We start from the raw sequence: 12,165 nt of genomic DNA on the forward strand, positions 1-12,165 counted from the left end.
AGTTCTAAAGTCGAATTATTTAGAATTATTTAATGAGCTATTTTGAAGAAGGTGCTGAATACGTGGCTGATTATTATCCAATTTTTGTGGACCTAAAACACAAATCAGTATTGGTGGTCGGTGGGGGAAATATTGCCTACCGTAAGGTCCAGACCTTATTGGAGCATGGAGCGGTTGTTCATATCGTTTCGCCAAGCTTATTACCAGAGTTAAAGGATTTAGTCGATTCCCAGCGCTGTTTCTGGGTAGAAAAGGAATATGGTGCAGAAGATATTAAAGATGATTTGCTCATCTTCTCCTGTACAGAAAAAGATGAGGTCAATGACGCCGTTTCTCTTGATGCCCAAAAGAACTACCGATTGATTAACGTTGTTGATGATCCGGATAAGTGTTCATTTATCGTACCTTCCATTATGGAGCGGGGAGATTTGAAGATTGCCGTTTCCACGAGTGGAAGCAGCCCGATTGTGGCGCGACAGATCAGGGAGCAGCTCCAAGCGCAATACGGCCAGGAGTTTGAGCAATATCTCGCTTTATTAAAGGAATGGCGGATTAAAGTTAAATCAGATTTACCTTCAGAACAGAAACGAAAATTTTGGGTAAAAGCGACCGACGGTGAAATTCTAGGACTGATTAAAAACGGCCAGCTTAGAGAGGCGAAAGGAGTGATCGAGAGTTGTTTCCGGTCACTGTTGGATTAAATCATCGTACAGCCCCAGTCGAAATCCGGGAGAAGGTGAGCTTTCCGCATTATAAAATAGAAAATGCTCTCCTTGAGCTTAAGTCTTATCCGGCATTAGAAGGCGTGGTCATAATCAATACTTGTAACCGCCTGGAAATTTATGCTGCGACAACTGATGTCGAGATTGGAATTAACTCCATTAAAAAATTTCTGGCTCATCATGCTCAATTAGAGGAGCATGAAATTTTTCAGTACTTATATGTTCATACATTATACGAAGCAGTCCGTCATCTCTTTCGGGTGGTTGCTGGTTTAGATTCCATGATATTGGGAGAAACCCAAATCCTTGGACAGGTTGCTCATGCTTATGAAAAGGCTGTAAATGCCGGGGTTACTAATAAAGTGATTAATGTTTTTTTCCAGAATGCTTTAACTGTAGGGAAGAGGGTCAGGGCGGAAACACAAATTGACCAGCACCCGACTTCTATTTCGTATATTGCGGTGGAGCTTGCGAAACAAGCTTTGGGAGAGCTTGAGGGACGAAGTATCCTTATTTTAGGCGCAGGTGAGATGAGTGCTTTAACAGCAAAGCATCTCGTTGCGAATGGCGCGAGTACAGTGATGGTCTCCAATCGCTCCCATGCCCGTGCCCAGACTTTAGCCGCTAAGTTCAACGGAATAGCTGTTCAATTTGAAAAGCTTGGGGAATGTCTGCAGGAAGTAGATATTGTGATTTCGGCGACTGCAGCCGCAAATTTTGTGGTACTGCCTGAACAGATTCAAGAAGTTATGAAGCAGAGAAATCGGCGACCGCTTTTACTTGTGGATATTGCTGTACCTCGGGATATTCACCCCAACGTTGGGTCAATTCCTGGGGTAACGTTATACGATATTGATGATTTACGCGGAGTTATTGATGCCCATCAAAACGCACGAGAAATCGCGGGACAAAAAGCAGAACTCATTATTGAAGAAGAGATGGGCCAGTTCATGAAATGGCATAATTCTCTATTTGTGATTCCGACGATTGTTGCGTTGCAGCATCGGGGCGAGGAAATCAAGAACGAACAACTTGAGCATGCGCTTAACAAATTAGGAGGACTCACTGCTAAACAGGAGAAAGTTGTCCGCTCAATGGCGAATGGGATTGTCAATCAATTGCTTCATACCCCCATTACCAACCTCAAGGAAGTTGCGACGACTCGCCATGGACATCTTTATACTGAAATCTTGCAGAACTTATTTAACCTAGACGTAGATGAGGAATCTATGCGCTCGCTACGGAACGTAGCTCAGTCTCTAGGCCAGGTTAAAACCAAGGAGGGCACGGCTAAATGAGTACAATACGCATCGGGACACGGGATAGCTTACTCGCCCTGTGGCAGGCTGAGTGGGTAAAAACACAGCTAAATTCGATTTATCCCGAGCATGAATTTACTCTCGTTTCGATGAAGACGAAAGGGGATAAAATTCTTGATGTTCCTTTGGCCAAAATAGGGGATAAAGGTCTATTTACGAAAGAGCTTGAAAATGGCTTATTGCGCGGCGAGATTGATCTCGCCGTGCATAGTCTCAAAGATTTACCAACAATCTTACCTGAGGGTTTGATTATCGGCGCGGTCTGTGAACGTGAGGAACCACGAGATGTCTTTTTGAGTAAAGACGGAACCCATCTCGAAGACCTATCGGCAGGCGCAGTGATAGGGACAAGCAGTCTTCGACGCAAAGCGCAATTGCAACATTACCGAGCGGATTTAAACTTCGCGGATTTGCGGGGTAACTTGCAGACCCGTTGGCATAAACTCGAAGAATCCGACATGGCAGGGATTGTCTTAGCGTATGCGGGTGTAAAGCGCTTAGGTTGGGAAGAACGGATTACGCAGCTTATTCCGGAAACGATCATGCTCTCAGCCGTTGGCCAAGGGTCGATTGCGATTGAGATCAGCGCTGAGCGTCAGGAGATTCAAGACCTATTGAAATCTCTTCATCATGAGGAAACAAGTTTGGCAATTCGCGCTGAACGAGCGCTTATGCGTCGCTTAGAAGGGGGCTGCCAGGTCCCCATTGGGGCTTTAGGACTTGTCCATGAAGGAAGGGTCCAACTGAGGGGAATGGTCGCCTCACTGGATGGTCAACACTTGCTTAGAGCATCCGCAGAAGGGCAGAATCCCGAGGAAATTGGCTATGATGTTGCAGGACAACTCCTCGCTCAAGGGGCAAAGGCCATTCTTGATCAGATCAGAGTTTTAAGCTAATTTTGAGTTGAAACGGAGTGTGGAAATTTGGACACGGGATATGTTTATTTAGTCGGAGCAGGCCCGGGAGACCCGAAGCTCATCACAGTCAAAGGTGCTGAGTGTATTGCGAAAGCAGAGGTTCTCGTCTATGATCGCTTAGCCTCTCGGCGCTTACTTACTTTGGCCAATCCAAAATGTGAAATGATTTATGTCGGAAAATCTCCAGATCGTCATACCCTCCATCAGGAACAAATCAATGAGGTCTTGGTTAAAAAGGGACTTGAAGGAAAAATTGTAACCCGCTTAAAGGGCGGAGACCCATTCGTTTTCGGCCGAGGAGGAGAAGAAGCTGAATCTTTGCTTAATGCTGGAATACCCTATGAAGTTGTTCCAGGGGTGACTTCAGCTATTGCTGTTCCTGCTTATGCTGGGATTCCGGTTACCCATCGAGATTTAACCTCTTCCTTTGCGGTGATTACGGGGCATGAAGATCCTAGTAAAAATAGCTCAGCGATTGCCTGGGAACATATTGCAAACTCTCATGGGACCTTAATTTTCTTAATGGGTATGGAAAATCTAGCGCTTATCGCCAATAAACTCGTGGCAAACGGACGCGCGAATACCACCCCAGTCGCCCTCATTCAATGGGGAACCCGCCCGGAACAGAGAACGTTAGTTGGTGAATTGCGCAATATCGCTGATCGTGCTGAGCAAGAAGAATTTACTAATCCGTCGATTATTATCGTTGGTGAAGTGGTTAGTCTCCGCGAAAAACTCCAGTGGTTTGAAAAGAAAGCGCTTTTTGGGCAACGTATTGTGGTTACGCGAGCACGTCATCAAGCTAGCGTGTTGTCGGAAGCGATTGAAGATTTAGGCGGGGAGCCTTGGGAATTTCCGGCTATTGAACTTGCCCCTCCCAGTGACTCGCAAAAACTGATTAAAGCCCTAGAGCAGATCAAACGTTTTAATTGGTTAGTTTTCACAAGTGTCAATGGAGTAGAAGAATTCTTTAAAGAGCTCAAAAACCAAGGTAAAGATGTTCGAGATTTAGCGGGAATTGAGCTCGTAGCGATTGGGCCGGCAACGCAAGCGGCTTTAGAGAATCGGGGCTTGCGTGTTTCCTTTGTGCCGGAAGAGTATCGGGCCGAGAAAATTATCGAAGGGCTCACTAGCCGAGTTCTCCCCGGTCAAAGTGTGCTCCTCGCTCGCGCTGAAGAGGCGAGGGATATCTTACCCGAGTCCTTAAAAGCTTTGGGGGCTGATGTCTGGGATGTCCCGGCTTATCGGACGATAGTTGGACAGGCGAATAAAGAAGAATTGAAAGCCATGTTACGCGATCATCTCATCCAGGCTGTAACGTTTACGAGCTCATCGACGGTGCGCAACTTTTTGCAACTTCTTGATGGTGACCGCTCCTTACTTGAAGGCGTTAAACTCTTTTCGATCGGGCCGATCACCAGTGCAACGGCACGTGAGCTGGGCTTAATCATTCATCGCGAAGCCAAAAAATATACGATTAAAGGGCTAGTTCAAGCCTTAGTGGAGGGTTAAGAATGATTAGTGTGACAAAGTTACTCTTTAATACAGAATATTTCGGAGACTCCTTACGCTACAGTGCTGATTCGAAAGGTGCAAAAAACGGGACTACGACAGGTAGTGGCCCCGTTGTTGTTTGGAACTCAACCCGCACCTGTAACTTAAGATGTAAACATTGTTATATGGAGTCTGATGCTCAAAAATATCAGGGTGAGCTGACCACCGAAGAAGCGAAGCGCTTCATTGATGATCTTGCTGACTTTAAAGTACCCGTCTTGCTCTTTTCTGGCGGAGAACCTTTGATTCGCCCAGACTTTTTTGAATTGGCTGCCTATACTATGTCCAAGGGAATCCGTCCGACCCTATCAACTAATGGCACGTTGATTACTCGGGAAGTCGCTCAAAGGATTAAAGATATCGGTGTTGGTTATGTCGGGATTTCCCTTGATGGCTTGCGTGAAGTTAATGATGAATTTCGGGGCAAAGAAGGAGCCTTTCAGAAAGCCATGGAGGGAATCCAAAATTGTGTTGCCGTTGATCAGAGAGTCGGCCTTCGCTTCACTATTAACAGTCATAATCTTAAAGAATTGGATAAAATCTTTGATTTTATTGAAGAAGAAAATATTAATCGAGTTTGTTTTTACCACCTTGTCTATTCCGGCCGGGGCAGTCAAATGATCGCTCAAGATGTGAAACCGGAAGAATCTCGTCAAGCGATTGAGACCATTGTTCGCCGAACCCTGGATTTTGAGAATCGCGGTCTGAAAAAAGAAATTCTGACCGTCGATAATCATTGTGATGGTGTATATCTTTACCTCCGGACCTTGAAAGAGGATCCGAAGAAAGCAGCTGAGATCAAACGCTTAATCGGGCTTAATGGTGGGAACCGTTCGGGAATTGCCTTTTCTGAAGTTGATCCGATGGGTAATGTCCACCCCGACCAATTTACGCAACATATTACTTTCGGCAATGTTCGGGAGAGAAAGTTCGGGGATATTTGGACGGATCTAGCTAATCCCATCCTTGCAGGCATGAAAGATCGCCAGCCTTTGCTTAAAGGTCGCTGCTCGAAATGCCAATACCTTGATATCTGTAATGGAAATTTCCGGACTCGTGCTGAAGCGGTGACGGGAGACTTCTGGGAATCTGATCCGGCGTGCTATCTTACGGATGAAGAGATTGGGCTTAAATAAAGCTCGGGTTAATTTCGCTTAACAAGACCGTCATAAAGCTTTTTCAGAATATAGGAATTGCTATAGTACAGCTATTGGAGGTACGTATTATGGAACTTTTACATCGTCCCCGTCGGTTACGGGCGAATGAAACTATCCGAAGTATGGTTCGGGAGAACCATGTGCGGGTTGATGAATTGATTTACCCTATGTTTGTCATCTATGGGAAGAATACCAAAAACGAAATCCCTTCAATGCCGGGAATTTATCAGTACTCGTTAGATCTCTTTGTGAAGGCTTTGCAAGAGGTTGTCGACTTGGGAATTCCAGCAATTTTGCTTTTTGGCATTCCAGAGTCAAAAGATGCAGTGGGTACCGGTGCTTATCATGAACACGGCATCGTTCAAGAAGCGGTTCGCGTTGCTAAAAGGAATTTCCCCGATCTTTATGTGATTACGGACGTTTGCCTGTGTGAATATACTGATCATGGGCATTGTGGTGTCATCAAAGACGGACAAATCCTTAATGATCCAACGTTGGACCTTCTGACACAAACGGCGATATCGCATGCGCGTGCGGGAGCAGATATGGTGGCTCCTTCGGATATGATGGATGGTCGTGTCGCGGCGATTCGTCGAGGGCTCGATCAAGCGGGCTTTACGGATATACCAGTAATGTCTTATGCAGCAAAATTCGCTTCAGGTTTCTACGGACCTTTCCGGGAAGCAGCGGGTTCTACTCCGCAGTTCGGTGATCGTCGTACCTATCAAATGGACCCACCGAATGGGAATGAGGCCATGCGGGAAACTGCATTAGATATCGAAGAGGGGGCAGATCTCATTATTGTGAAACCGGCCTTGGCTTACGGAGACATTACTTACAGGACTAAACAACGCTTTGGTGTTCCGGTCGTCTGCTATAATGTCAGTGGCGAATATTCAATGGTAAAAGCCGCAGCAGCACAGGGCTGGATTGATGAAGAACGGATCGTGCTGGAAGCGTTAGTAAGTATGAAACGCGCGGGAGCGGATATGATCATTACGTATCATGCTTTGGATGTGGCGCGTTGGTTACAAAAATAAGATAGTCAAAAAAAAGAAAGGGGAAAATCGGATGATCGTTTCCTGGAATACAACCAATGCTTGCAATATGTATTGTGATCATTGTTATCGAGATGCTGGCTGTAAGGCTGAGGACGAACTCAATACCGCAGAAGCTAAAACATTATTAGAGCAAATTGCCAAGGCAGGTTTTAAGATAATGATTTTTAGCGGTGGTGAACCGCTGATTCGACCAGACATTGTGGAGCTGGTTGCCTATGCTACTTCTTTAGGTTTAAGACCGGTTTTTGGCACAAATGGTACACTTATTACCTTAGATATGGCTCGCCGTCTTAAAGAAGCGGGTGCCATGGGGATGGGAATTTCTCTCGACTCGATGGACAAAGAAAAGCATGATCAATTTCGAAAATACCCTGGAGCATGGGAAGGAGCCGTTCGTGGCATGCGTAACTGCCGTGAAGTCGGGCTACCATTCCAGATCCATACAACGGTCATGGATTGGAACCAGGATGAAATTGAAAACATTACCGATTTCGCCGTCCGCGAAGGTGCTGTCGCTCACCATTTCTTCTTCTTGGTCCCAACAGGACGCGCCGTTTCCATCGAGGAAGAATCACTGCGTGCCGAAGCGTATGAAGATGTATTGACCCGAATTATGAAAAAACAGCAAACCGTCGATATTGAACTTAAACCCACCTGTGCTCCGCAATTTATGAGAATTGCCAAACAGATGGGAATGAATCTACGGTTTGGACGAGGCTGCTTAGCGGGTACTTCCTACTGTATCATTAGTCCTAAGGGACAGGTTCAACCGTGTGCCTATTTAAATATTCCCCTTGGGGATGTACGGGAAACTCCTTTTGATGAGATTTGGAAGAATAACCCTGTCCTGCAAGAGTTAAGAACGCTTGATTACAAGGGAGGGTGCGGAGTCTGCGATTATAAAAAGATTTGTGGCGGTTGCCGAGCCCGGGCTGCGTTCTATGAAAATGGAGATTATATGGCAGAAGAACCCTGGTGCCTCTATCATGGACGGAAGGGGGTTAAGTAACTTGGATGCTGTCGAACGGATATTATTAAATACCGTCCAGACTGATTTTCCGGTCACTTCTCACCCTTATCAAAGATTAGGCGTGCTTGCTGGCGTATCTGAAGAAGAGGCTTGGCAAAGGTTATCCCAGCTCCGGCACGATGGAATCATTCGGCGTCTTGGTGGCGTCTTTGATTCTCATCGTTTAGGGTATCAGAGTACATTATGCGCGGCTAAAGTTCCTCAAGAAAAAATTTCGCTAGTGGCAGAATTTCTTAACGGAATACCTGGTGTAACGCATAACTATTTGCGCGAACATCAGTATAATATGTGGTTTACCCTAATAGCATCGACAGAGGCTGAAGTCGAAAAGATATTAAACAGTGTGCGCCACGTTTTGGGATCGGGTGAGGTCTATTCGCTACCGGCAATTCGCCTTTTCAAGATTAGCGTTGATTTTGACTTCAGTAAGACGGATTCGGAAAAAGATTCAAATTTAGGGGATTTAGAGGATCTAGATTTTGAAATAGATAATGCTCATGATAAAAATTTCAGTAAGCTACCTGGAGCATGGGAAACTAGTCAGCCTGTACCGATTTCACTTACTTATCGCGATAAAGCGCTTATACGAGTGCTTCAAGGAAATTTGCCTAATTCTTTAACTCCTTTTGCAGAACTCGCTCAGACTTTGCAATGGACGGAGAAGGAAGTCCTGGAGCAAACCCTGAGCTTGCTTGAAAGAAACCTAATTCGTCGCTTTGGGGCAGTATTGCGGCATCAAAAAGTTGGTTTTACAGCAAATGCTATGGGAGTTTGGCCGGTACCCGAAGATAGAGCTCAGGAGATTGGCGAAAAAATGGCGACATTTCGTGAAGTCAGCCACTGTTATCAGCGGCCTACTCTCCCGGACTGGCCATATACTCTCTTTACCATGATCCATGGTCGTTCGGCGGAGGATTGTCAGGATGTTATGGAGCGCATTGCTCAGGCCACAGGAGTTGAAGGATATCGGATGCTTTTTAGTCAAGCTGAGTTAAAGAAGAGTAGTATGCAATATTTTACGGAAGAAATTGATTAATAGCTGACAAGGGTTGGGAGGTCTTTCGTTTGAGTTTTCAAGATGCGCGGAGTTGTCAAGCATTTGAACAAGCCAAAATAGTTATTCCGGGTGGGGTTAATTCTCCTGTCCGGGCTTATCGTTCTGTGGGGAGAGATCCCGTTTTTATTGATAGGGGCGAAGGAGCGCATCTTTGGGATATTGATGGGAATACCTATATTGATTATGTAGGTTCCTGGGGACCCTTGATTTTGGGACATGCTCATCCAGAAGTCGTTGAAGTGATTAAGCGTACAGCGGAACGGGGAACAAGTTATGGTGCTCCGACCGAGCTTGAGACTGAACTGGCAGAAGAAGTGCTCAAAGCTTACCCTTCAATAGATAAAGTCCGGATGGTGAACTCGGGTACTGAAGCAACCATGAGCGCTTTGCGTTTAGCACGTGGTGTTACTGGACGAGATAAAATTGTTAAATTCGAAGGCTGTTATCACGGACATGCCGATTCGTTACTCATTAAGGCAGGAAGTGGAGCCTTAACTTTCGGAGTTCCGACTTCACCAGGGGTTCCTGCAGCGACTGCCGCGAGCACAATCGTTGCGCGTTATAACGATTTAGAAGGAATCAAAGTCATTTTCAGTGAAGTGGGTGAAGAGATTGCAGGGGTTATTGTCGAGCCTGTAGCGGGGAACATGGGAGTGGTCCTACCAGAACCTGGTTTCTTGGAAGGTCTTCGCGAAATAACTCGTCAATATGGAGCTTTACTAATTTTCGATGAAGTGATGACTGGTTTTCGCGTCAGTTATGGTGGAGCGCAAGGACGATTTGGCATTGATCCAGATCTGACTTGCCTGGGCAAGATTATTGGGGGCGGTCTCCCGGTTGGGGCTTTTGGTGGAAAGAAAAAGTACATGGATCAGATTTCGCCAAGTGGTCCCATTTACCAGGCAGGAACTCTATCGGGAAATCCGCTGGCGATGGCTGCAGGGTTAACGACGTTACGACTTTTGCAAAAACCGGGTGTTTATGCTGAGCTCGAACGGAAAACGTCTTACCTAGCAGAAGGACTAGAGAAGATCGCGGAGGAATGTAGTCTGCCAGTATGGGTCAATTCAATTGGCGCGATGTTCTCCATTTTCTTCACAGACCAACCGGTCAAGGATTTCGCCAGTGCCTGCACCTCCGACGTTGAGCGGTTCGCAACCTATTTCCGTGGTATGCTTGAACATGGCGTTTATCTTGCTCCTAGCCAATATGAGGCTGTTTTCCTTTCCTTAGCTCACACAGATGATGATCTTAACTATACCCTAGGACAAGCTCGGGCAGTTTTGAAGTCACTCTAGTCAGTTGCTTCTGCCGGGGTGAAGTATTTTAGGAGGTTTTTGCATGGAACGGAGAAAAATCGTCCGAAGCTTAATCACGGTTGGTCTTTTAGCCGCTTTAGTTGCGGTAATTATCCTTTCCCAAAATCATGACCCATCGAATCCCCATTCAACAATACCGAGAGATACTTGGATCAATGGACCGCAAGGGCATGGTTACGCTGTAAATAACAATCAGGCACCTGCGGAACGCTGCTATCCTTGTCACCAGAAGAAGGGTTTAGGTGGTCAGTCCTATTGCCAATCTTGTCATGATCAATCCGGGGTGAAAGTCAGCTTGCCGCAATCTTAGAGATATACTGAAGATATAAAGAAAACTTGGCTTGCGCCAAGCCTCTAGCGTAGGCGGAAGCCTTAGTTGCACTTATGCTATCTGCCCAAAACTTATACTTTCTGTTAGTATAAAGTCTATACAGGTGGAGTTTTTAACTCCACCTGTATTTTATGAGATCCCCCAAATAATACACATAGTGGATAAAGATGGAATATAATGCACTATATTATGACTGAATTGGGGGAGAGACGGTGGATGCAGAAGACCGTTTTCAATACTTGGAACGTTTGGAGAAACTCAGAGGTTCTAAAGTTCTGGTCTATTTTTCGTATACGCCTTTAGATGACACTATCTTAGTACCTCTCTATAAGCAATTGAAGGCCATTGGGCACACCCCAAAAATTGACTTGATTTTGCATAGCTATGGTGGCGCAGTGGACACACCTTATAAGCTCGTTATGCTCATCCGAGAATTCTGTGAAGAATTTGGAGTGATTGTTCCACTTGCGGCTAAGTCGGCTGCGTCGATGGTTGTCTTAGGGGCAGATGAAGTAGTTATGGGACCAATTTCTGAGCTGGGGCCGATTGATCCTCTCGTTAAACATCCCGTTTATAAGGATTTGTGGGTCCCTGTACAGGCAATCCGGCACTGTCTAGAGTATTTGCAACGTACAATTACTAATAGTCCTGATCCGGAATTAGCGACGTTTATAATAAATCCTGTACTGAATAAACTCGATCCCTGGCTGATTGGCGACTACGAAAAATCCCTTAAGGCCTCTCATCAGTATGCTGAGGCTCTGCTTTCACGTTACATGCTGAAGGAGTCACCAGTTCAGGTTTCAGGGGTTACGCATGCACTGACCGAAGGGTACTTTTCACATGGTTATCCAATCGGTCGCCGTGAAGCGAAAGAGCTCGGCTTAAAGGTCACGGATGCCGATGGAGAACTCTGGGATGTGATCTGGAGCCTATATCTAGGCTATGAAGAATTGATGTCCCAGAAAGAGGATGAGGATTAAAATCGTCACAAAAATTACTGTTGCTTCTTTTATGAATCTAGTTTAGGATATGTAATGTGATGATTGTATGAATCTTCACATTACATATCCTAAACTAGATTCATTTGTACTTTTATGGTATAGTATTTTTATATCATAGTAACATATGGAGGTGTGTAATCATGTTTGTAACTTTTGGTTTTATTACGCCAGTGACTGCTGGTATTGCCTTAGTTATTGCTTTAGTGATTTTTGGACCTGGTAAACTCCCTGAGCTTGGAAAAGCTTTAGGAAAGGGTATTAATGAGTTCAAATCAGCAACAGATGGTGAAGTGAAAAAAGAGGAAGAGAAAAAGGAAGTTAAAGAAGAAGTTAAAGAAGCTAGCAAGACTGAATAAATCTCGCTTTAAGTTTATATTTTTTTATACTAACAGAAACTTCCATGAACCTGCCGATTCACAGGGAGGTATGAAAATGTAGTCCATTTTCGTAAGAAAGTATAAATTTCCGGCAGATAGCATAAGTGCAACTAAGGCTTCCGCCTACGCCAGAGGCTTGGCGCAAGCCAAGTTTTCTTTATACTAACAGAAAGTACAAATTTTGGGGCAGATAGTATAAGTGCAACCAGCGGCTTTCATTCTCCTACGATGCATGTATTTATGTCCGGCAGGATAAGGCAACTAGGGCTAGCACCTTCGCTAGGGCTTGGTACTAGCCAAGTTTTCTTTATCGCTGA

12 protein-coding genes are annotated in these 12,165 nt (G+C 45.2%); all 12 read left to right on the top strand.

What is annotated here, in order from left to right; genetic code table 11:
- The first annotated feature begins 62 nt into the window (after positions 1-62).
- The 12 genes from VM640_RS03110 (at position 63) to VM640_RS03165 (ending at position 11,827) form a co-directional block, all read left to right on the top strand.
- Positions 63-701, top strand: a complete 639-nt coding sequence (locus tag VM640_RS03110; protein ID WP_325389844.1) for a precorrin-2 dehydrogenase/sirohydrochlorin ferrochelatase family protein — start codon at positions 63-65, stop codon at positions 699-701.
- Positions 677-2,020, top strand: a complete 1,344-nt coding sequence (gene hemA, locus VM640_RS03115) for a glutamyl-tRNA reductase (RefSeq protein WP_325389822.1) — start codon at positions 677-679, stop codon at positions 2,018-2,020. Before VM640_RS03110 ends, hemA begins: the two co-directional genes overlap by 25 nt.
- On the top strand, positions 2,017-2,937 hold the full coding sequence (hemC, locus tag VM640_RS03120) for a hydroxymethylbilane synthase (RefSeq protein WP_325389824.1): 921 nt from the start codon (positions 2,017-2,019) through the stop codon (positions 2,935-2,937). The genes hemA and hemC overlap by 4 nt, the downstream gene beginning before the upstream one ends.
- Positions 2,938-2,964: 27 nt before the next feature.
- A complete protein-coding gene (gene cobA, locus VM640_RS03125) occupies positions 2,965-4,470 on the top strand; it encodes a uroporphyrinogen-III C-methyltransferase (protein WP_325389826.1) in 1,506 nt (501 codons plus the stop codon).
- A gap of 2 nt (positions 4,471-4,472) precedes the next feature.
- A complete protein-coding gene (nirJ1, locus tag VM640_RS03130) occupies positions 4,473-5,648 on the top strand; it encodes a putative heme d1 biosynthesis radical SAM protein NirJ1 (RefSeq protein ID WP_325389828.1) in 1,176 nt (391 codons plus the stop codon).
- An 89-nt stretch (positions 5,649-5,737) separates the two neighbouring features.
- Positions 5,738-6,709, top strand: a complete 972-nt coding sequence (hemB, locus tag VM640_RS03135) for a porphobilinogen synthase (RefSeq protein WP_325389830.1) — start codon at positions 5,738-5,740, stop codon at positions 6,707-6,709.
- Between the two features lie 31 nt (positions 6,710-6,740).
- Positions 6,741-7,739, top strand: coding sequence for a putative heme d1 biosynthesis radical SAM protein NirJ2 (gene nirJ2, locus VM640_RS03140; protein ID WP_325389832.1), 999 nt, complete (start codon positions 6,741-6,743; stop codon positions 7,737-7,739).
- Position 7,740: 1 nt separating this feature from the next.
- Positions 7,741-8,796 carry a siroheme decarboxylase subunit beta gene (gene ahbB / locus VM640_RS03145; RefSeq protein ID WP_325389834.1) on the top strand — a complete coding sequence of 352 codons (1,056 nt, stop codon included), beginning with the start codon at positions 7,741-7,743 and terminating at the stop codon, positions 8,794-8,796.
- Between the two features lie 29 nt (positions 8,797-8,825).
- Positions 8,826-10,115: a glutamate-1-semialdehyde 2,1-aminomutase gene (hemL, locus tag VM640_RS03150; protein WP_325389836.1), complete on the top strand. Its 1,290-nt coding sequence runs from the start codon at positions 8,826-8,828 to the stop codon at positions 10,113-10,115.
- A gap of 43 nt (positions 10,116-10,158) precedes the next feature.
- Entirely contained in the window at positions 10,159-10,446 is a 288-nt protein-coding gene (locus VM640_RS03155; protein WP_325389838.1) for a hypothetical protein, read from the top strand.
- A gap of 233 nt (positions 10,447-10,679) precedes the next feature.
- On the top strand, positions 10,680-11,450 hold the full coding sequence (locus tag VM640_RS03160) for an SDH family Clp fold serine proteinase (RefSeq protein WP_325389840.1): 771 nt from the start codon (positions 10,680-10,682) through the stop codon (positions 11,448-11,450).
- Between the two features lie 161 nt (positions 11,451-11,611).
- Entirely contained in the window at positions 11,612-11,827 is a 216-nt protein-coding gene (locus tag VM640_RS03165; RefSeq protein WP_325389842.1) for a twin-arginine translocase TatA/TatE family subunit, read from the top strand.
- Positions 11,828-12,165: the final 338 nt, after the last annotated feature.

Source organism: Desulfitobacterium sp. (assembly GCF_035539115.1).
Lineage (GTDB): Bacteria > Bacillota > Desulfitobacteriia > Desulfitobacteriales > Desulfitobacteriaceae > Desulfitobacterium_A.